Source organism: Pantoea sp. VS1, assembly GCF_002207995.1.
GTDB classification, from domain to species: Bacteria; Pseudomonadota; Gammaproteobacteria; order Enterobacterales; family Enterobacteriaceae; genus Pantoea; species Pantoea dispersa.
In genome coordinates, this window is the sequence record NZ_NHZE01000040.1 from 146,274 (window position 1) to 167,632 (window position 21,359).

Below are 21,359 nucleotides of genomic sequence, written 5' to 3' on the forward strand. Positions count from 1 at the left end.
GGGGTATTCATGCGCATCAGATCAAGAAAGCGCTCAAAAAACCACCTTTGCTAATCTCTTGTTACTCTTAATTTGAATCTTTGTAACATTTCGCCCTTGCTAAAAGCGTCTACGCTTATTACGCACTGGCATTATCACCGGGAGAAAAAATGAAGCCATCGCCATCAAATAACACGCATGACAATGACGTGGACAGTGAAGAAAAAGAACAAGGCACGGATATTGAAGTGGACGAAGACGCCCTGCCCTCGCGGGCTGCGGCGATCCATGAAGAGATTCGACAGGACGGGGAAAAGGAGCTGGAACGCGACGGCATGGCGCTGCTGTGGTCAGCGATTGCCGCCGGCTTATCTATGGGCGCCTCGCTGATGGCGAAAGGCATTTTTCAGGTACACCTCGCTGGCGTGCCCGGCGCTTATCTGCTGGAGAATCTCGGCTACACCTTTGGTTTTGTCATCGTGATTATGGCGCGCCAGCAGCTTTTTACTGAGAATACCGTCACCGCCGTGCTGCCGGTGATGCATAAACCCACCGGCGGCAATTTTATGCTGCTACTGCGGCTGTGGAGCGTGGTGCTGATCGGCAATTTGATTGGTACCGCGCTGGGCGCGCTGGCGTTTAATCATATGCCGATTTTCGATGACGCCACGCGCCAGGCCTTCACTGCCATCAGCGAAAAAGTGATGGAGCACACGCCGGGCGAAATGTTTGCCAACGCAGTGATTTCAGGCTGGATCATCGCCACCATGGTGTGGATGTTTCCTTATGCTGGCGGCGCCAAAATTGTGGTGATTGTGATGATGACCTGGCTGGTGGCGCTGGGCGATCTGGCCCACATTGTGGTCGGATCGGTTGAAGTGCTGTATCTGGTGTTTGCCGGCACGCTGCCGTGGCAGGCGTTTTTGTGGCCGTTTGCACTGCCCACCCTGCTGGGCAACATCACCGGCGGTACGCTGATTTTTGCCCTGATCAGTCACGCGCAGATCCGTAACGACATGAGCGAAGCGGCCAAAGCCAAAGCGCGAGCCGAACAGAAGCGTAAAGAGAAGCAGGAAAAGCAGAAAAATCAGGAAAAAGCGTGATCGCCACCGCCTGATTGCTGACACTTTGAGCAAACAGGCGGCCTACGGTTAAAATCCCCTGCACGGTGCGCTATACTGCGCGCCGCACGTCTCCTTAGTTAAATGGATATAACGAGCCCCTCCTAAGGGCTAGTTGCAGGTTCGATTCCTGCAGGGGACACCACATCATCAAGAACCCGCCCGCACCGACACGAACAAATCCCTTACAGAATCAGCCCTAACCACATCTCATTGCGAACCGACACGAACCGGGGCGAATCGACAACGCCGATATTTTGCGGGCATATTGTGGGCGCAATGAAAATCACCTAAGGAATTATGCCCGCATGTTTGCTGTAAAGTAGATTGGCACAGCCAAACGAAAGGAAAAGTCATATCGTTTAATACCGCAATATGAAAGCTCCCCACTAAGGACTGAGCTAAAATAGCACTTTTCATTTTCATAAATTGAGGAAAGCTCGTATTACTTTGAGATCACAGTACTTTCACTGAAATCTCAACCATAATTTATTATCAATAAAAACTCATAAACTCGCCTCTGATGCCGACAAATTTGACAGAAACACATCCAGTTTGCCTTCTATATTGCTATCTATTGTACGTAGTCTGAGTAGCGGCAAATTACATTTCTTCAATATACTATTCTTAAGTTCATCACGTTCAATCTGGGCACTTTCCAGGTGATAACCACCATCCACTTCAATAACCCCTAATGGGGTCTTCCCAACCTTAAAGTAAATGACAAAATCACAGGTGGCCCGGTTACGCATAAAAGATAATTCCCTCTGGGAAAAGTCTCCTTTTTCAATTAACACCAGTTGATTCAGCGCTATCTGCGAATGGAACATCATGCTCTGATATTTATTCTGTGACAGGATATCCCGCAACAGAGTGGCAGCAATTTGTTCAGACTTAAAACGCGAATCACCAGGATTTAACCGGCTATTCAGCCGCTCCAGTGACTCGTCAAACTCTCTGTATAACAAATCGAACGCGGATATCACCGGGCTATCTAAGATCTCTTTGTCATCCGCATAGTATTTGATGTAACGAATCAGTGCGGCAATATGCCTGCCGTGTTTTTCAAAAACATCATTACCCGTGACCAGCGTAAATTTGTTTCGAGCCCTGGAAACAGCAACGTTCACCAGATTAGGATCATCAACGAACGTAATGTTCCGACTCAGCTGGCTACTGCGTTTTTTATCCAGTACGGTGGAAAATACGATTTCATCACACTCCCGCCCCTGAAATTTATGTACCGTCGATTTCACGAAGTCTACAGGCAACACCGTTTCAGACAAGTTAACCTGTGCGTTATAGGGTGCGATGTATCCTCTGCTGCTGCGCTCATCCCAGTAATGCCCTTCTATGGATTCAAGCTCCCTGAGATTTGAAAAGTTACGGGTATGGTTTCCTTTTGCCGTTATAACCAAAGATAAGGAAGCTTCACCTGAGTCAGTTGTTAGCGGGATCAGTGAATTATCATAAAACTGTTTATTACAAAACTGAATAATTTTAGGATGGCAGCGATAATGCTCTTTCAGAAGAGTTACCGGGGCTGTTTCCCTGAATAGCATGCAAATAGAATCGAGCAGGCTATATTTCACGCAGTTATAGTGATCGGCCGGTGCTGCAATTGGATGAACTACCGGAACATGGGGGAGTTGTTTGCGATCTCCTACAATGATCACATTACGGGCACATCCTAACCCCAGGATACCGGGAACTATGTCCTGCTGCGAAGCTTCATCAATAATGACATAATCAAGAAGCGCCCCTTTACCGATGGAGTTAATAATGGAATGCGTGCTACTACCGATCACAGGAAATCGTTTAATGAAATGATCAAAATCATCCCGATACGTTTCAGCTGAAAATGATGTTGTTGTGGAAATATTTTCCTGCAAATATTTTTTCAAATAAACCATTGATAAAGATGTTAGCTGCTCCAGCAAAATATCAAAATCAACCTCATCTAATATTTTCTTATATTCGGACAGAGTTTTTTGTTTTTCTCTTATGGCTTCTTCATAATAAGACAATTGAAGGGAAGTAAAAATCGCCAACCTCTCCTCATTGTTTTTCAGCGGTTTCACCCTTAGAATTCTAAAGTTCAACAGCAAATCAATTCTGTTTTTAAGCCCAATCCGTCGATCGGAGAGATAATGGAGATAAGCCATCAAGTCGGCTGTTTTACGAGAGGAGAAATGATAACTGCTGACTTCCATTTGAGGGGACCGGGCCCGCCATTTTTGCAGATAATTATATTCAATACTCAGTTCATCAATTTCTGCTTTCAGCAAAGCTACCTGATTAATAACATTCAGATTTTTTTTGACTTTCTGAAGCCGCTCATCAATTGTAGATAAAGAAGGTGAAGCTGGAAGTATTTCCACAGACCGAGAAGCTGGATTGGCAAAAAAATGTTGTCTGTTATCCGTGCTTCCCAGCCGGGCAATCAGATATCCCAGCCCTTTCCTGTCCATCTTCTCATATACATTGCTGACTGCAGTGTTGTTATTAGACAAAATTGCCACGGTTTTATTTTGAATCAAAATATTGGCAACAATATTGAGTATAGTCTGCGTTTTGCCCGTTCCAGGTGGCCCCTCGATAATCGAAATCTGTGAGGAAAATGCTCGTTCAACTGCCTGTAACTGACTTTCATTAAGACCAAAGGGGAAAATCAAACTCCCCGGCAAGTCGCGTTTTTTACTCTGTCCTGTACAGTATGAATGCAAAGCAGTATCCGAATGAGGAAGAATCCTTTTTATCTGCCTGAGAATATTCTCAGCAATATTTTTATCGCTTTCACTGGCATGAGCAATACGTTCCTGAGCCACGCGACAGAAATAGCTAAAAGCAGCCTCTTCAGTAAATACAGAACAGGCCTGAAAATCAAGCCCGTCCATTTTCATAATGTAGGGTTTATTTTTTCCAGGATAGTAAACTGCCGCATATTTATTGCCATAAATGACAATCCGCTCAGCCTGGGATGTTACAGAACGTCCACTACGCTCGAGAAAAACATTATCCAGGACTAAGGTTGGCGTTATCTGGCAGACAGAAAGTGGACGTGTATATTTTTTACCACTTCGAAAGTGGCAGGTTAACATAACCCTTCCGTCATCTTTTCCAGTCCATAAACTCCAGTCGATGATGTTGCGAGTCTTATTCTCCCCATCAACAAAAATTGTGACCATGTTACCATCCAATGAATCTTATTTGACCTGGGATAAAATCGTTAAGGGCAAATTTAAAAACGATACCAAAAGCGATTAATCATTTTTACTTTTGGCCTAACCTAATCCTGGAAATTTTGACCGATTTTTTATGGCAGGGAAAGTCCGGTAGCAAAGCCTCTCTCCCGCACACCTTTAACACAACTTTCAGAATATCTTTCTTATAATACGCAATCGTCATCTGGCAGCCTGATCCGCGGCTGGGTTAATCCCAGTTGAGAAGCCTGACTGATCACCCACACTGTTCAGTAATACACTGGCGCTTCGTTTGATCCGCCATGCCAAATCCCCCTGACCTGGTTACGGTACTTCTCCTGATTAAGCATGTAGATTTGAGCACGAAGATGCTGCTCGACCTGCCGGATCTGCTGCTGCCGTTGTGGTGAACTCTCGGGTAGCAATATCAACTGCCGAAACTGCTCTTCAACCGGAGCGGTCTGCCGGAGGCTTGTCATCACGCCATAGACCTGCGATTTTAGCTCACTGACGGTAATGTATTTTCCTCTCTGACCGTCAAGCGAATCAAGTTTATCAGCAAGACTCTGAAGCTGCTGCATCCCTTCATGCCAGCCTGTCAGTGAGTTACTGGGCAGCACATTAGCCGTGAGGCGCTGCTGCCATTGCTTACGTATCTCAGCAACATCCGATCTGTCAGGCCAAAGTGTCTGTGCCTGATTCAGCAATGAGTTGCCATACTGGAATGCCCAATCCGCAGGCAATGCAGCCAGCGTATTGAGCCGGGAATTCGCCTGCTTTAGCCAGTCGGCAGCATCAGGTTTTAGCCTTGCAGCCAGACGTAGAGTACGGATTTGCTCAGCGTTGAGCAACTGGGGTAAAGCAGTAACCGAACCCGTTAATGCCTGAGAAGCCTCATCAATGCGATGTGCATAATGCCAGCCCCAGAGCGCAACGGCCCCCACTATCAGCGCCGAGCAAACCCCAGCGATAAATACAGGCCAACGCTTCGGTAGAGGTATTTTTTTATGAACAACGTCAACATTTACCTCGGGCTCAGGGCGAATAACGTAAACAAGGCGGCTGACAAGCGGAATAGCACCCTCAATTGGCGTTGAAGTATAAGCCTGACAAGGAAGCGCAACATCGGTTGACACACTGTTTTGTGGCGGTGCTTTTTCCAGCCGGGTAAGTGCACTGCGAACCTGCTGCATTAGCGGCTCCATCTGGCAGGCATGTTTCAGCTTATGACATGCAAGAATATCCCTGAGCCCATACAACAGCTTTTCGGTCTGCAAAAGAGACGGTAAATCATCATGATTAAGCGAAAAGGTGCGGAAAATTTTCTGCAAACGCTGAAACAACCCGCACAGAATTTCAACGCGGGCATGTACCGGCTGTGGCCAGAGCAGCTTCCACTGATGGCTCATCAGCGCATTGATGATCGTTAGCCCTTCATTCAAGCCAATAATGCGTGCCCTATGGCAGCGCGCCAGGGTATACCAGGCGCCTGTCTGCAGCTCAACACCATTAATTTCGAAAAGAGAAAGCGATAACGCTTCAACCTGGTTCCAGTTCACATCCGGACGTGCTGGATGCGTCAGCTTACCCAGTTCATCGCGCAGGACGGCATAATTCGGTAACGATTTTGGATCACTGCCAGTTTTTATTTCACGTTGGGTAATGTCATTCATGACCAGATATTCACCTCACGTATTTAATGCTTTGAAGCAATTATTGTTTATGCGGCTTCACTTTCTGCGTATTCCTGGCTCTGCAGGTACTGTAAAGCCACCGGGTCAGCAATATATTCAACCTGGCCATGATGGCGCTCCACCTCATCGATAATACGGCTGAGCTCAATCCGGAAAAACTCCTTACGCAGATTAACCCTGTTGATACGGTAACTTTCCAGATGGTCATGCAGTGTTTTTTCCAGCGCAGGAGCATCATCACAGGAAATCATGGCGTGGACGTCAAAATCAAAGGGTACGGCAGCTCCACTCAGTTCTTTCACGCGCTCCATGGGCTCAAGTCGTCGGGTCATACCAATTTTGAAGACGTTTTCACCGAAAGAACCGATATTCGAAATCACATACACATGTCCCTGCTTTGTAAGCTGAGCCATGGATTTAGCGCGTTCATACTGTTGATGCACGTCCTGAATTCTCTGTTCCAGCTCCAGACGCTGTCTTTCCAGCTCTTCCCTGTGGGCTCCCTCAGCGGCGAGCAGGGCTTCCTCCAGTAACCGCTGCTGTTCAGTAAGGCGCTGCTCCTCTTCTTCCGCTTCGCGCTGCTGCTGGTCCAGTTCATCCTGGCGCTGTTTTTCTTCCCGCATCTGACGTTTAAGCTCTGCCTGATATTCTTTTTCTTCCTGTGCTTTTTCCAGCAGAGCGACTTTATCCAGAAATTGCTGTTTTACGCCCTCCCAGTCGGCATTATCTTCAAGTTCCAAAAATCTAATTTTCTCACTGATGGCTGTGTAGGCCTCTCTTTCCTTCCTGAGTTGGTCATACTTGCCTTGCCAGTTATTTACTGTGGTGCCGGAAAGCAGTGTTTTGACTTTGAATTTATACGCTGAGTCCACAATACGCTGCAGCGCGCGGGAGGCTTTATTTCTGGCATTGCGAAACTCATCCCACTGCCCCGAAAGCTTTTTCTTTTCCTGATACAGGCCGCGAGCCACTTCAGTACTGACAGTTTCCTCAAAGGCTTTCTCTTTCTGTGTAAGGTCCGAGACGGCCTGTTCAAGCTCGGCTTTTTTCTTTCGGAAGCCCCGATAAATAAAAATCCTTAGCATCAGTGTAACAGCAGCCACTAAACCAAAGAACAGAGCGATGATTCCAGCCGGATTAGAAACAGATTCAATAAACCGTTCATTGATATTGATTAACGCTCTAACTGCGACATAAACAGCCCAGGCGATTACGCCAATAATAACAAGGATGACACCTGCCGCATTGTCATCTTTTTTCCTTCGAGCCATGTTTTTATTTCCTTTTCTCTAACAATCCTGATTATTTAATCTGTGCAACGGGTGAAACCTCTCCCATTGCCGATTAATATTGATTACCGGTGCAAATAGGTAAATGCGTGTAGCCGGGTTGGCTGGCCATATAAAGCGGAGCGCAGGTTGGTTTTCGTGGTTGCAATTCGGTCTCATCCTGAGGCTGAGTCACGGACTGTGGCGGTTTCTTTGATGTGGCGATCTTTTTGGTCTGCGTTTTGCCGCTGTTAAGCGGTGATTTTGTCTGCTGCGTGCTTTCTGACGAATCATACCTGGAGCAAAATTTCTTCGACTGACTCAGACTTCCGTCGTTACAAACAAAACGACCATCTGAGGTACAGTGTGCAATACCACCCTTTGCACCAGAACAGGGTTTTCTGCCTCTGGCCGCCTCTGCCTGCAGAGTCACTAATAAGCTAAAAACCAACAGCGGTATCAATTTTTTCATATTCAAATCCATGTGTTATTTTATTATTCAGCCTCGTTCGTAATAATGCCGCTTAGATTTGCGCTTTACCATCAAGATATTGCTGCTGCCTGAGATGCCGCAACAGAACGCGCCCCTCCGGCATAAACTCAGTGCCGTACCGCACCAGACCGAATCCCTTCAGTTCCGCATCAATCGCGTAGCGCAGTTCGCCGGGCTGCGCCTGCTCCAGCAGCACCACTCTGATGCTTTTCAGGCGCGGCTCATACCTGAGCAGAACAGCAGACAGGGTGCCAATCAGCTCATGGGCAGTACCCGGCATGCCCTGCAGGATTTTGGTCATATCGGGCAGACCATAGTCCGGCAGATGCGCCAGCGTGCCGGCGCGGCAGTTGAGGATGCGCTGCATGTTATCGAGCACGGACAAAATCACCTGATTTTGTTCACTGACCTGATCGAGAGCCAGGCCGCCAGTGAAGTTGCCGGTGAGCATTTCAAACAGCGAAGGTGTGTTATGTCCCTGGGGCATCAGTCGTCCTTGAGCGGTTGCAGCGTCAGATGGTTGTTACCGGCTTCCAGAATGCGCGGCTTATCCGGGTCGAGGTCTTCACGCCCTATGACCAGCTTCCAGGTGTTGTTAACCCTATCCGGATGGCGGAACAGCCCTGCCACGGCGACAAACTGTGCATCCTCTTCCATTGGCATATCGAGGTTCGCATCACCGCCAGGTTTTACCACTACATCCCGGGTCGCCAGCAGATCGGGTTTCAGGAGCGTGTCGCCATCCCTGAGTAGCTGCAGATAGACCGTTTTGTCGAAGGTTTTACGGTCTTTCAGCTGCCAGACACGAATAACCACCGGCTCAGACAGCGAGTTACTTTCACGGGAATCAGTGTTCAGCGCCTCACGGGCGGTGAAATCCAGGTGCAGCACCTTAATCTTTTTGTAAAACACGGCGTTAAATGCCGATTTGGTGCCATCGGTGATCCCCTGCGTCACCCCACACCCCGTCAGGCTGAATGCCAGTAGCGCAGGTAGCCAGCATGCGGATTTAATCAAACTTGTACGTAACACGTCGGTTTCCTTGTTGTGATGATGCAGGCTCCAGCCCGGCGTAATAGCCCAGTTCCGTGGTAAAGGTCTGCGGAATATCCTTCGGGAGATCTTCGTCTTGCGCGCCCAGTACGCCATTCATCCCCAGCCAGAATGGGCCTTCGCCGAGCGGCGGCGCAGCCAGCAGGCGGGTTCGGGTGGTCAGGGTGATTTTTGCTTTAAAGCGCCAGCCGAGATACACCCGCAGCATCACCAGAAAGTCCTGATACAACAGGCCATCCGGTTTCCAGCCCTGTGATTCCTGCTCGTTATCGGTGGAGAGGGCAATCAGCAGCTGGCTGTTGGCATCCATCGCCTCTTCACCCAGCGGTGTGTTGCCATCCAGCAGAAAATCGTCATCGCCGTAAAAGCCCAGCGGCTGGCTGACTGCCACCGGTCGCAGGCAATACGGGCTCACCTGCACCGTCGTGTCGGGTGCCAGCAGGCTCACCAGGGCCTGCATCCCCTTATGGGTTTTACCTGGCTGCTGCAGCACACCCAGCAGCGCCAGAAATCGGGACACCGGGGTGGCGATGTGCTCTGCGGTGCCCGGTATCCCCAGTCCCACCAGACCCAGCAATGACTGCGAGATAGCGTCAGTACCGCCGGGCTCAAATGTGGCCGGGTAAGAGTATTTACGCCAGATACGGTAAAACTGCGTCAGGATACGGTGGCTGAAGATATCCAGAAAACCCTGCAGCGCTTCGTGACCTTCGCGACGCTGAGTGATGTCGTCGAGATAGGCGGTCGGCAAAGGGGAATCAACCCCGTACATCCCCATAAAGGTCGTGCGGATGAGCGGTGGCTTGCTGTCATCCTCCTCGTCATATTCGACAGCCTTTATTTCGCTGGCCGGAAATCCCATCCCCGGATGTGGCGCAAACCGCACCGGGTCATCCGCCGGGTGGCTGGTCGAACCCATCAGCGGCCTGCCAGGATTACGCTTCTCCAGCAGCTGGCATAAGCGGTAAAAGTTGATGCGGTGAAGGTCGGCTTCCAGCCGCGGGGTCAGCCGGGAATGCGGCGGTTGTGCTTCTCTTCCCATTCCAGGCGCTCTCCAGTCGGTTGCAGGATGATAATCAGGCGGTTGAACAGATAGATATCGGTATACAGGGCAAAGAAGCGGCTCAGCATCTCGCCGAACAGACAGATGTCGCCGCGCCCGGCAAAGCCGTGACTGTCCAGCGTCACCTCAATCTGCACACCGCGTACCAGATAGCCCTGCTCGAAACGCTCGGTTTCGCGGTGCTTAACGTCAATGATGGCTTCCAGCCGACGGCGGTTCATCTCACTGTCGGTCCATTCGTACAGCGCCAGCGTCCCGCGTAGCACGTCGGCATTGTCCATCATCGACAGGAATCCGCTGCCGAGATGGCTCAGCACACGCCAGTGGAAACGGTCCTGCGCCGGTGGATAACAGGGTAGTGTCGGAGCACACAGGTTACGCACGGCGATACTGGCTGAGGTGGTTTTCATCACCGTATCAAGCACCGTGCTCTGCAGAGCTCGTCGTGGCAGCTGGCCATTGGTGCCGGTGAGCGTCAGCGACAGGCTTTCGTCTTCCGGCACTGTGTGGTTATCAAACGCTTCACCGCCAAGGATAAGCCAGGTGTTATGCAGTCCGGACGGACCGCGACGTACGCGAGTGTGGTAGTAATATTCCGGGGCCTGATGGCGCATCATGCCGCCTTTGTGGCGAAAGCTCGAAAACGGCACGTAGCTATGCTGGCTGGATGACATCACCGAATCCACCGCATAAATCTCGGTATGGCCATCCTGCACGCGCATCGGGCGCAGCATGTATTCGGTCTGCAGAGAGTTGAGCGTCAGCGGGTCTGACTCCAGCGGGAACAGGTTAATCACCGGCACACAGTTCAGGCGCAGATGCTTTTCGGTAAAGCTGAAGTCATGCTCCCAGCGCGCCGCCAGCACAACGTCAATTTCAAACCAGGGGAGCTCAGCCGGAAAGACCACGGTCTCCAGCCCACGCAGGCCCGTGAACATGAATTTCTCGCGGAAGGTGAAATACTCCAGCAACAGCTGATAGCCGCTGAAACTGCTGCTGCCCTTCGGCCACAGGTCGTCGTTATCGCCAAAGCCCAGCGCGGTGAAATACCCGTCGAGCGGTCTTCTGTCCATGTCACCCGGCAGGCGCAGCCACAGGCGGGCGACATTCATGGTGAAGGCTTCATGCATGGTACAGGCCAGCGGCGCGTCGGCGTTGAAATACAGCGGAATACAGCTCAGGTCGATGCGCGTCCAGTCAGCCAGGTCACTGCAGTGAAAACGCAGAGTGATAACCGAACGCCCGTCAGGGTCAGTCGACAGACGGGCATGTTCCAGCGACAACGGCTGAAGAGTCATCTCTTTGGTGGTGGTATACCGGCAGCGCGTGCCCTTCTCGCCGATCGGCCGCGAGTTCACCTCGAAACCTTTGACGATGCGCATCGGCTCTTTCATCTCGCGCCAGTCAGGGGTGAACTCGACCACCGACATTGACGGAATAGTACGCAGGTAATGTGGCCACAGCAGGCTGACCAGCCCTTCGGTTAATTCGGGCAAGTCATCATCGAGCTTCTCGCGCAGCCGGCCCATCAGGAAGGCAAAGCCCTCGAACAGCCGCTCCACGTACGGGTCGCGCGCCCCCGCTTTATCGAGATTGAGCATTGCCGCCTGCTCGGGATGAGCACGGGCAAACTCTTCACCGGCTTCCAGCAGGTAGCGCATTTCAGCGTCGTAATAACGCAGGGTTAAGTCATCCATAAAAACCTGAATATGTGTGTTTGAAAGGTATGCCTGATGTTTTAGCCGCAAAGCACCGCGCTGCTGGCCGGATCGAGCGCAATCAGACCAGCCAGAAGCAAATCCATCTCTGGCTGTAACCGTGATTTATCGGTTTCACTGCGTGTGGCTTTCATGCGTAGCAGTCTGAGGCGGCGGGATTTCACTTCAAACAGCAATGCCGGTGTCCACTGTGTGAGGGTGATGGACTGTGCAGCACTGTCGAGCTCTCCCAGCAGATGCAGCGCCAGTTCATTTTTGCCCTTCTGCTCGGCCACGCGGGCCATCAGCAAACGCAGCAACCATCTGTCTTTTGTCGAGTCGGTGCCCGGGCGTGTCTGTAGCCAGTGAAGCGTGGCATCCAGACCGTCGGCGTCGGCTTTATCCAGCGCTTCCGGCTCAAGAGCCAGAATATCGTTGTCATCCGTGCTGGCGGCGCTGACCGGCTCATCCCGCCAGCCGGAGATGTCGTCCAGTACGCTCTGGTTTATCCAGTTCAGCGTCACTTCATCGGCAAACGGCGTACCGTCATTAAAGGCCAGGGTTTCAAGCCCGGTAAGGCGACGCAGTAATCCTTTCAGGTCGGCGGCGATGATCCCGGCCAGCACCTCCTGCCCCGATTTCATCAGCGCCTGGTGGATATACCATTGCAAATCCAGCCAGAGGTGATTAGCGCCACGCGAAAAGGCGCTGTCTGCCTGCTCCAGTATTTCGCCCCAGCTCTGCTGCAGATACAGACGTTTGAGCATGGCACGCTGGTCTGCGCGAGGCGGATCTATACGGGTTTTGCCTTGTGCATCTGGGGCAGGAATGCTGTGCAACGTGTCATGACGCAGACTTTTCATCAGCCGGTGTGCGGCAAGCCAGCCATCGGGTTGCTCACGCAGATATCCGGTCAGGGTGCGGGCCTGGGCCAGCAAATCCTGACCGGAGGTGATGCGGCTCAGCACTGGCGCATCTGGCTCCGTCACAGGCGTGGAGAACTGTGACGGAGCCTTATCACCTGCGTTCTGCGGTACCACGGCATCCACACCACCGGCCTTCATCAGGCGGGATTCCAGCGCGCTGTACAAGGCATTCAGCTCTGGCCGCGATGCTTCCGGCTCTGTGTCCAGACTGTCGCGCAACAGCAGCAGCGCACCGGCAGTGCGCAGTGCATGGTCGCGAATCACTTCCGGCCAGAGTGACAGGCTGTCCAGAACGCGGGAGCTTGCGAGCCACTCCAGCGCCGGTTTACAGCTCCGCTCGCGCTGAGGATGAAGCTGCGAGCCATAACGCTGTAGCAATCCCGCCAGCAGCTCAAGTCCTTCGGCAAAACCGGCTTCACCGTCCTGGTGCAGGCGCGCCCAGCAATAATAAGTCGCAACGCGGATATCTTTGGCCGCAGTGGTCAGCAGTTTTTCGGCAAGCGTACAAATCAATCCGGTATCGATGCCGGAGAGCTTATTGACCTCTTCGCGGATACGCTGAAAATCATCATCATAGCCTGGGTCTTCACCGGTCGGAGGGGTGGCACTTAACGGCGCAAGCCAGGACTGCCAGTTTTCCGTGCGTGCCTGGGCCTGCCGCCGCAGCTGAGTTTCGTCAGCCTGACAGGCGGTGACCAGATTCTGCAGTGTGCTCATTCTTCGACCTCCTCCATGTCACTGTTTGCGGTGTCAGCCATCAGCGCCTGCGCGGTGGCTGCGCTGTCGACACTGAATATCTGATCCGGCAGCGTGAAACCACGCAGATCCAGCAACGCCAGCGGACCTTTTCCGAGTTGTGAGCGCAGCACCCACTGCAAAGTGCGACCGTCCGGGGCAGTAAAGCTCATCATCCACTGGCTGCGGTCAAGCTGCTGGCGTTTGCCCTGGTCCAGCCAGCGAATAAAGCCCCAGGTTCCGCTGTAATCCCCGTACAGACGCGCCCCGGCGTTGACTGAGGTCCAGGTCAGCATCGTCCCCGGCTTGTAAGTGTCACCCGGCCAGCGGAAGCTCTGCCAGTCGGCCATCTGGTTGAAGTAGTGCAGCTTTTGTCCATCAATAATCAACTGGGTTTCCACTACCTGCGGTACAGGACGCGCCTGCAGCTCAAAGCTGATGCCCTGGCTGCCATCGGTGAACAGAATGTCTGACAGTTGGCTCAGCTGATTAATCGCCCGCAGCAAGGCCGGGTTAAAGCTCAGCCCCTGGCTGTTGACCTTATCCGGCACCCACTGGCTGCCCTCTTTGTGCAGCACTCCGTTGAGCTCTGTCGTCAGGAAGCGCTCGATACGCCCGCTGTCCTTGCGCACAAATTCAGCCAGCATGGGTAAAGAGGCATCACTTTTGCTGGCGGCAAACGGGAAACGTCCGTCAAAGGCAGTTTGCCAGTTGGCGACAATCGAGCGGCTCCATTTATCATTCAGGCTCGCCGCCGACGGCTGAAGCACGGTCTCCCAGGCCTGAGTCAGAGGCTGCACAAACATCGTGCTGCCAAAACCACTCCACTCTTCGCCCAGGCTTGCCGAAATCAGACTGCCGTACTGCTGGGTGTCGGTCAGATCCACACTTTTGCCCTGGAACACGGTCTGCGCCAGAGTCTGCATCATTGCCTGCGGATCAGAGGCGCTGGCCACCTGCTGCAGGCGCAGGCGCACGCGGGTGATGCGTGTCAGATACGTCTGCAGGCTCAGTGAAGTGTCCGCCGACATAACGTTGCTGCCTTTGTTTTTACCTAAAAGCTGAAGCAGTGGGCCAAAGGTGTCATCCAGCGGGCCCTGCGGCCCTGATGCAGACTGGTCAATCGCTGGCTTGTCCTGTCCACTTACGAGATCTTTAGCCGATTTGATAATAGAATCCGACAGACTTTCGCTGTGCTGGCCGGTCTGCCCCTGCCAGGCAATCGTATTCATCAGGGCAATCAGTGGCGACTGGCGGACATCGCTCATCAGCGTCAGCTGGTCGGTAACGTCTGCGATGTTGTTAGCAGGATTAAGTCGCAGACTGTTAAGGAAGCTGAGCCAGCTACCGGCAAAGTCGGTGAAGTAACGTTGCGTCAGACGTGCTTTCAGGGCCTCCGGCGACAGGTCTGAAGAGACCGCTTTCCGGCTGTCACTCAGCACCCAGTCAATTTCATCCCGGCGGGAGTTGGCGGCCTTTTCGATAGCCTGCTGAATACCGCCCTCCCACGCCTGACGGGTGAACATGCCCGGTACTACTTCATCAGTGGTGAACAGGCGGCGGGCATCAGTACCGCTGGTCATGTCTTCCAGCGACACATCGGCAAAGTTACGCCGCACCGATGTGAGCATGTTTTCATACAGCGTGCTTTCGGCGTTACGCCGGCCAATTTGCTGCAACAGCACCTGGCGGCTCTGGCTCACCAGCTGCGCATCCGGGGTAATTTTCCACTGTGGTTGCCCGGGCAGTTCGTTGATGTAGAAAGCCCACAAATCCGGCGCCAGGCTTTGCCACAGACCGGTTGAAATGCCCTTTCGCGTCGGCTGCACAGCTTTCATGGTCTGGGCGTAATACGCGCCATCGGCTTTATCCGGACGCGCCATCATCAGCCAGGCCTTCAGCTGGTCATAGCCCAGCGTCGCCAGCTGAGCGCGCCGATCGCTGTTCGGTTCGGAATTCACCAGCGCATTGAGTTTTTTTGTCAGCGCAGCACTGGCCGGATCGCGGATCAGGCGGTTGTTCGCCACGCCATACCAGGGCAGCAATGCCTCAAGCAGCTGCGGGTTATGGTCCAGGCCAAAGCGCTGATACCAGGGAGCGCCTTCCTGAATACGGTGCTGCAGGCGGCCGGCATGATTACGCAGCGTATGCAGCGCCGTCAGCTGCTCATCCGATACCGCAGGATGCTCCACCAGGGCATGGGCCTGCTCAGCAACAGAAATGATCTGCTGACGGTTGACCGCGAACGACAGCAGCGTTCCCGCGCCCCAGATACCCATGATGGCCATCAGCGTCCAGGCAAGCGTCTGTTCCCACGCCATACCGACTCGGCGGCCACGAATACGGGTACAGTCGTCCACGATACCCTGCCAGGTCACAGGTAGGGTCAGCGCATGGCGTTGTGATTGCGGGATATATTTCTCAGCGTCGGCTGTTCCCTCTGTCGGATGAATAGAGTGACTGTCCGGCAGGCTGAACATCAGACCACGCAGCGGAACGCGCTGCTGGGAGGCTGCCAGCCATGGCACCAGTTGCTGAGCCCAGCGGGCGATACCGCCTTCTTTGAGGTGCTGACCCAGGCGCAGCAGGAAGTCGTGGCCGTTGGTCTCAGCGACCTGACTTACCCCCTGCGTCCGCAGGTCCGAGAGCATCCGTTCAAGCTGACGACAAATATCGTCAGGCTCAGCACGCAGAGGAAAAGTAGCTCCTACCGTCTGTTCAGTGCGTTTTGCCTGCGACCAGGCGCTGTCGCACAGCTGCCACAAATAAACCGGGGCGGAATAGCACAGCAGTTCGCTGATTTTTTCCAGGCCGCGTAAATCGTTGTCACTGATTTGCGGAGTCAGATTAAACGACTGCGGCATGACGCGGACAATCCCGTCCAGCGGGCGCCCGCGGCGCAGTTTACGCAGCGCGGTGTATTTTTCCTTATCGGGCTCAGCAGTCAGGCTGCCGCCATAAATCAGAACGGTACGGTTACCTTCAAGCCACTGGTTTTCCTGCAGGCCAGATACCAGCTGTTCGATTGCCGCCTCATCGCCAGTGACTAATAACAGACGGGTTTTACGACGCCAGTAAAGGCCAATACGGGCGCGGAGATGTCCCCGAATCTTGTTACACATGGCCACCGCAGGGTGAACAGGTGCTTTATCATTTTCCCGTTGCTTTTTCTCATCATCACCGTTGGTGTTGTCGACAAGCGCATTAAACTCCTGCTTACCGGCACTACGCACCGCCGCCAGAAGCACCACGGATACGATAAGGGCACAGCCTGAAATACATCCGCCGGCAATAAGCCAGTAAATTTGCTGCTGACTACCGTCTTCAATCCCGGCTATATCCGGATGCTTCCAGACCATGAAAGTCATAACGGCTAACAGCAAAAAGAAAATCAATGCGACAGCAAGATAGCGGCCTTCCGTAGTCTTCGGTGCTAAAGGTAGCTTCACGGATCCATCTCCTGTCGGGAAGCAATCGGGGTAATGAGCGTGCTCCACAGCACATTCTGTGTGGTATCACCGCAGATAATCATCTGTGGTGACTGAGTTTGTCGGGCGATTTCGGTGGCAGCAGCGATAGCCAGCCAGGGGGCCGCGACACCGGCATGTCCCATGGAGATATCGAGCGAAATGACCGCTTCGTCCTCTACAGACTGCGCAGGGTGCTCATTCTGGCACTGAATAACTTCTGCACGCTGCTCACCTGTCAGCCCGGCAAGCCATAAATTTTTCACGATATTTTCTTTGAGCGGGACGTTATAGGCGGCCATGTTCATTCCCTTCCTCAGCTCACCGGTAGGAGCAGCATCTGGCCGATGCAGCAACGCGAGAGGTTCGAGTGCCTTCTGGGTCAGGCGGTTGCCAAGAAGCAGAGCAACGGCTGCCTCAGCAGTATTGTTTGAAATAACCGGATCAATCTGGAGACCAACAATCAATAACATTGCATCATCTTTAAAGCGGTGATCCAGCCAGTGGCTGACTACCCCCAGGCCATTGCTGTCTGTGTACTCAAACGCGCAGGTTATGCCACTCTCCTGCCAGGCTTCCTGCCAGATATTTCTGACAGCAGGGAATGGCAGAGATGACGAGACATCGAGGATGACAACAAGCGAAGCGTTCTCAGAAAACTGGTGAACGGGAAGATCAGCAATAAGCTCAGAGAACAGACGTGAGATGACCAATCCAGGAGTATCTTCTGGTTCTGCCGTAATACGGCTCAGCCTCCTGCTTTTTTCGCCTTTCCAGTCCGACTGCGAAATGATAATGCTGTGATTATTGAGCATATCATCAGCGACTGAACGCTGTTCATCTTCCTGGTGGGCTGTAATAAATGACGTATTCAACACCTGAAGCGCACGACGAGTCCTACGGGTTTCACTCAAGATCCATTGCTCCCGCCGCCGGTCAAAACCATTCGCTTTACTGTCCTGTAATGACCAGGCCCACATGCGAATAGTGAAACACACAATCCACACAACTAATGGTGTGCCAATGGTCAACATCCAGAAGTGACTGTTATCGATGTATCGTCCGAATATCCGCATAAGAATCACGCTGATGACCAGCATCGCCACCAATACGGCAAGCCAACGGGATATTTTAGGTGGTACTTGCCGGGGATAACATTTCGGAAGATCTTTCAGGGAATACGACATTCACACTCTCATGCTTTAAAATTTCCAAACTTTAACTAATGCTAGTCATCATCAAATGAAATGCTCTCAAGCAATTTCAATGTTTCTTTAGATAGATCTTCACCTTTATTATCCGAAGAATTAACACCAGAACCACATAGGGCATTGTTTTTATGTATCAAACAAAAATAAACACTCTGGCCTGGCGTTCCATCTTTAAGTTTCGCCATGGCATTAACAGCCATAAAACCAGATACATCTTTGCTTTTAACCTGAAATAGAGACAGATGATTAGCCTTCCCATTTTTCACATATGTAGCATCCGGAATTGATTTCCATACCTTATTCTTGTAGTCATAAACAATTTTATTATCAGCGGCACTAACACTGACCCCCTTGTTGTTAACCTGCTGTACATCATATCCTGCTTCAAATGCTTCACCAGAATACAGGCAAGTCCACTCCGATATTGGTGATTTTTTTTGGAAGTACTCATCATCAGACAATGCGGGGTATTTAAAATCAATAAAATGCATATTGCATGCATCAAAATTGGATGACGACGAAATGTCGGCACTTGAATCAGATGACAGGGTTCTGGTTACAGATACAAATCCTGCATTAGCAGTAAGAACAGAAGCCATAGAGAAAAAACCGAAACCGATAATGAATGGCATGCAAACTTTTTTCATAACATTATGTTCTGTGCTTACATACTTACATGGATGCCCTAATGACTAGGAAATTTAACTTTTCCCAGGCTTCGATCATTGATACAATTTTTCAATTAAATATATCTTTGACTCTATATATCTCTTTTACATATCGAATGCAGTTATTTAAGACTTTTGAGGGGGATAGAGCATGACTTTGGAGTGTTATCGTCATAAATCATATTAATCAGATCATGACTTTCAATTCTTACGTTAACAAAGTCATCGCCGCATGTTGGCTTTATCTCTTTGAACTTGTTGTCGGCAGGAGAAAAGACAAAAAACCTATAAATTTTATAAGTACCCATTCCCTCATCCAGATGCCAAATACTAAAATCTTTATAGCCATCACGATTGTAATCTTCAAATGTAATGTGATTTTTTTTCTCCGATGACACATCAACATTTTCTTGATTAACTTCCTTGCCGGCTTCTGAAACTGATACTTCCAACGAATCATTATCTTTCAGCAAAACCTTAGCAGAAATTTTTTTTGCACTATTAACATCTAAAATATCATCATCACAACCAAATGCAATTTTGGTAAAAATGAACAAAAAGAAAAAAGCATATTTCATAGTAATACCTTTATGATTTTGTTAAGTCTACAACAATGCGAGACTTTCCAGTAGGACTTACGCTAACCGTGGTGTTAGTATTTACTTCATCCATCAAATAAAGCCCTATAAATTTTGAGTGCGCTTGCCTTTCATAGTATCCATTTGACCCTCCATTAACCAAACGATTAATTAACCTAACATTGTCCGCAGTAAAATCGTCATCTGCGACTCTGTTCATTGACGTTTTGTGTTTATAGACTTTTGAAGCCCAATAAAAGCCTCCAGAATCACAAGCGTTGTATGAATCTTCAGCCACAATATCGGGATCAAATCTTGGAGACCATCGGAACAAAGTACCACCATCATCGGGATGGACTGTATAATGAGTTGAGACTGCAGTAAGCCTAGGGGTATCAGTGTGTAATCTATCAGTATATGAGCCTGAGTGATTTGGAAAACTTCGGTATTCACCGTAGGTTTTATACAGTCCAGCCCATGTAAGTTGCATAATCCCTCTGCCATAAAAAACAGTATAATACTCTGTGGCTGGATTCACTGAGTTATAACGACCAAACCCCCACTCATGTAATAACCTTCTGCTGCCACCTAAATCTCTCCACTGCGCAGTTTCTAGTAATGTCTGAGGTAAGAAGAATGATATTCTTTTCTTATCTCCTCCAATATATTTTCTAATACTTAAATTCAAAGAGTCATAATGTGACTCAATTCTACTTTTAGCATGGGTATGATTTATTGAATATACGCTTGCAGGCTGCTTTTGAGCCGTTCTTGGGTTGCCGCTTGATGAGTAAAATAAGTACTTCGGAAATGTGGAGGCTAACTCATCAAGACTCATCCAACTACAATTCCTAAAATGTTCAATAAATGCCTTTGGTTCAAAATGCCACAAGCTCCCGCTACTAAGTTCCGCAGAGTCAAAACACAACGCTTCGGCATGAGTCTTGAATTTTGCATAATCTTCTTGCGTCATCGGATCATGCTCTTCATTTCCCATTTTCAGCCACGAGAAGCGGGTGTCGATTGTGTTTTTTTCCCATTCGAACGGGAAATGACAGATTAACTTTCCGCACTGGTTATCGAACTCACCGCTTTCCTGTAGTTTCTTGATAGCGGCTGAATTACACTGGCTGTCGCTGTCACTATCGTCATCGACCAATTGCCAGCCCGTCCAGTGAGGGAAATCAGCGTCACTAAACTTTTTAATGCTGGAGTCAGCAAGATTGACCACCCCTTTTCCTCCCGGGTAATTGACCGTCATCCATAATGGCGCGTCTGCCGGCACCAGTGTTTCATGCTCAGTATTGATTACCCGTCCAAAACGAAGTAATTCGAATCCGGCACTTGGGCTCTCCTTATAATTCCGCATCGCGGTTTTATAGAGATTATATTCGTAGTCTTTGCCATCAGCATTCACCAGTGGCTCGCCCAGCAGATCATATTTCTCATCAACCTGCGTATTTTTCTGCCGCGTTACCATCGTACAGTTGCCTTGGGCCAGAGTCATGCTGGCATACAGAGGCGCATTGCTGGTATAGAGCTCAGAAAGTCCGGTTAGAGAAGTACTGTTATTTTCGGGTGCCTTATCATAAAGCTTCGTTCCGCTCGGAAGATAAAAATGAATATCGCCGTAAACCGCATCGGTGCGGCCATTCTTCGAAATATCCAGCTCTCCTGTTTTCCTGCCCGTCAGCCTGCTGATGTTGTCGTCATCGCAGAAAACCTGGAAGTGGAACGCATTCACTCCATCCACCACCCCGGGAGTACCCAACGGATCTTTACGATAAACTTTCTCACCTTCCTTAACAGTTTCAGCCAGCGACTTCAGGTGCATGTAGAGGGAGTAGAAAACTACTTTTGCTTCATCACCGCTGCCGATCTCAGTTTCATGCTTTATCAGCACATAACCATCATCACTGCCTTTAGAGTTCGGCTTATCAGCATTGAGATTCAGTGGTGCCTGATCACGTTTGTCGGAGCTATTACGCAGTGAAACGACGGTGCCATCTGCAATCGCCCGCACTTTCTCCGCAGGCCTTCCCTCGTCAGTGTGATGGATATGGATCCCACCATGCCACGAGCCATAGATGTTTACCGGAAAATCACGACCATCAACAACGGTCATCACTCTCTCAATCCAGGCCACATCAGTTTCATGAGCTTCTTTCGCTTTAAGAAGCGGTGGGCTGATAATCATAGACTG

At 50.7% G+C, this 21,359-nt stretch carries 15 protein-coding genes and 1 tRNA gene; 2 read left to right on the plus strand and 14 right to left on the minus strand.

Going from position 1 to position 21,359, the window contains the following annotated elements; genetic code table 11:
- The first annotated feature begins 149 nt into the window (after positions 1–149).
- Positions 150–1,082 carry a formate/nitrite transporter family protein gene (locus CBW22_RS14940; protein ID WP_088517073.1) on the plus strand — a complete coding sequence of 311 codons (933 nt, stop codon included), beginning with the start codon at positions 150–152 and terminating at the stop codon, positions 1,080–1,082.
- Between the two features lie 88 nt (positions 1,083–1,170).
- A tRNA-Arg gene (locus CBW22_RS14945) sits at positions 1,171–1,245 on the plus strand.
- 361 nt (positions 1,246–1,606) lie between these two features.
- Here CBW22_RS14945 and CBW22_RS14950 read toward each other — a convergent pair.
- From CBW22_RS14950 to CBW22_RS15020, 14 genes are all read right to left on the minus strand, one after another.
- Positions 1,607–4,288 (minus strand): AAA domain-containing protein, encoded by a 2,682-nt coding sequence (locus CBW22_RS14950; RefSeq protein WP_176428130.1) that lies wholly within the window; start codon positions 4,286–4,288, stop codon positions 1,607–1,609.
- A 284-nt stretch (positions 4,289–4,572) separates the two neighbouring features.
- A complete protein-coding gene (locus CBW22_RS14960) occupies positions 4,573–5,976 on the minus strand; it encodes a VasL domain-containing protein (protein ID WP_088517076.1) in 1,404 nt (467 codons plus the stop codon).
- A 47-nt stretch (positions 5,977–6,023) separates the two neighbouring features.
- Positions 6,024–7,268 carry a GIY-YIG nuclease family protein gene (locus CBW22_RS14965; RefSeq protein ID WP_088517077.1) on the minus strand — a complete coding sequence of 415 codons (1,245 nt, stop codon included), beginning with the start codon at positions 7,266–7,268 and terminating at the stop codon, positions 6,024–6,026.
- A gap of 73 nt (positions 7,269–7,341) precedes the next feature.
- Positions 7,342–7,737, minus strand: coding sequence for a hypothetical protein (locus tag CBW22_RS14970; protein WP_088517078.1), 396 nt, complete (start codon positions 7,735–7,737; stop codon positions 7,342–7,344).
- A gap of 52 nt (positions 7,738–7,789) precedes the next feature.
- The gene (tssE, locus tag CBW22_RS14975; RefSeq protein WP_088517079.1) at positions 7,790–8,245 is read right to left on the minus strand and encodes a type VI secretion system baseplate subunit TssE; all 456 of its coding nucleotides are present in this window, start codon (positions 8,243–8,245) and stop codon (positions 7,790–7,792) included.
- Positions 8,245–8,790, minus strand: coding sequence for a type VI secretion system lipoprotein TssJ (gene tssJ / locus CBW22_RS14980; protein ID WP_088517080.1), 546 nt, complete (start codon positions 8,788–8,790; stop codon positions 8,245–8,247). Before tssJ ends, tssE begins: the two co-directional genes overlap by 1 nt.
- A complete protein-coding gene (gene tssG / locus CBW22_RS14985) occupies positions 8,768–9,853 on the minus strand; it encodes a type VI secretion system baseplate subunit TssG (protein ID WP_088517081.1) in 1,086 nt (361 codons plus the stop codon). Before tssG ends, tssJ begins: the two co-directional genes overlap by 23 nt.
- The gene (tssF, locus tag CBW22_RS14990) at positions 9,817–11,571 is read right to left on the minus strand and encodes a type VI secretion system baseplate subunit TssF (protein ID WP_088517082.1); all 1,755 of its coding nucleotides are present in this window, start codon (positions 11,569–11,571) and stop codon (positions 9,817–9,819) included. The genes tssG and tssF overlap by 37 nt, the downstream gene beginning before the upstream one ends.
- Before the next feature lie 41 nt (positions 11,572–11,612).
- Positions 11,613–13,214, minus strand: a complete 1,602-nt coding sequence (gene tssA, locus CBW22_RS14995; protein WP_088517083.1) for a type VI secretion system protein TssA — start codon at positions 13,212–13,214, stop codon at positions 11,613–11,615.
- Positions 13,211–16,681, minus strand: a complete 3,471-nt coding sequence (locus tag CBW22_RS15000) for an ImcF-related family protein (RefSeq protein WP_088517084.1) — start codon at positions 16,679–16,681, stop codon at positions 13,211–13,213. Before CBW22_RS15000 ends, tssA begins: the two co-directional genes overlap by 4 nt.
- The gene (locus CBW22_RS15005; RefSeq protein WP_088517085.1) at positions 16,678–17,886 is read right to left on the minus strand and encodes a hypothetical protein; all 1,209 of its coding nucleotides are present in this window, start codon (positions 17,884–17,886) and stop codon (positions 16,678–16,680) included. The genes CBW22_RS15000 and CBW22_RS15005 overlap by 4 nt, the downstream gene beginning before the upstream one ends.
- Before the next feature lie 41 nt (positions 17,887–17,927).
- Positions 17,928–18,542, minus strand: a complete 615-nt coding sequence (locus CBW22_RS15010) for a hypothetical protein (RefSeq protein WP_254919515.1) — start codon at positions 18,540–18,542, stop codon at positions 17,928–17,930.
- Positions 18,543–18,700: 158 nt separating this feature from the next.
- Positions 18,701–19,156: an XAC2610-related protein gene (locus tag CBW22_RS26745; RefSeq protein ID WP_254919516.1), complete on the minus strand. Its 456-nt coding sequence runs from the start codon at positions 19,154–19,156 to the stop codon at positions 18,701–18,703.
- Positions 19,157–19,166: 10 nt separating this feature from the next.
- Positions 19,167–21,353 (minus strand): M23 family metallopeptidase, encoded by a 2,187-nt coding sequence (locus tag CBW22_RS15020; protein WP_088517086.1) that lies wholly within the window; start codon positions 21,351–21,353, stop codon positions 19,167–19,169.
- Between the last annotated feature and the right edge of the window lie 6 nt (positions 21,354–21,359).

Excerpts from the sequence above, each read along its gene's own strand:
- CBW22_RS14940 (WP_088517073.1), top strand. The coding sequence starts at position 150 with ATGAAGCCATCGCCATCAAATAACACGCATGACAATGACGTGGACAGT.
- CBW22_RS14950 (WP_176428130.1), bottom strand. The coding sequence starts at position 4,288 with ATGGTCACAATTTTTGTTGATGGGGAGAATAAGACTCGCAACATCATC.
- CBW22_RS14960 (WP_088517076.1), bottom strand. The coding sequence starts at position 5,976 with ATGAATGACATTACCCAACGTGAAATAAAAACTGGCAGTGATCCAAAA.
- CBW22_RS14965 (WP_088517077.1), bottom strand. The coding sequence starts at position 7,268 with ATGGCTCGAAGGAAAAAAGATGACAATGCGGCAGGTGTCATCCTTGTT.
- CBW22_RS14970 (WP_088517078.1), bottom strand. The coding sequence starts at position 7,737 with ATGAAAAAATTGATACCGCTGTTGGTTTTTAGCTTATTAGTGACTCTG.
- tssE (WP_088517079.1), bottom strand. The coding sequence starts at position 8,245 with ATGCCCCAGGGACATAACACACCTTCGCTGTTTGAAATGCTCACCGGC.
- tssG (WP_088517081.1), bottom strand. The coding sequence starts at position 9,853 with ATGGGAAGAGAAGCACAACCGCCGCATTCCCGGCTGACCCCGCGGCTG.
- tssF (WP_088517082.1), bottom strand. The coding sequence starts at position 11,571 with ATGGATGACTTAACCCTGCGTTATTACGACGCTGAAATGCGCTACCTG.
- tssA (WP_088517083.1), bottom strand. The coding sequence starts at position 13,214 with ATGAGCACACTGCAGAATCTGGTCACCGCCTGTCAGGCTGACGAAACT.
- CBW22_RS15005 (WP_088517085.1), bottom strand. The coding sequence starts at position 17,886 with ATGTCGTATTCCCTGAAAGATCTTCCGAAATGTTATCCCCGGCAAGTA.
- CBW22_RS15010 (WP_254919515.1), bottom strand. The coding sequence starts at position 18,542 with ATGCCATTCATTATCGGTTTCGGTTTTTTCTCTATGGCTTCTGTTCTT.
- CBW22_RS26745 (WP_254919516.1), bottom strand. The coding sequence starts at position 19,156 with ATGAAATATGCTTTTTTCTTTTTGTTCATTTTTACCAAAATTGCATTT.
- CBW22_RS15020 (WP_088517086.1), bottom strand. The coding sequence starts at position 21,353 with ATGATTATCAGCCCACCGCTTCTTAAAGCGAAAGAAGCTCATGAAACT.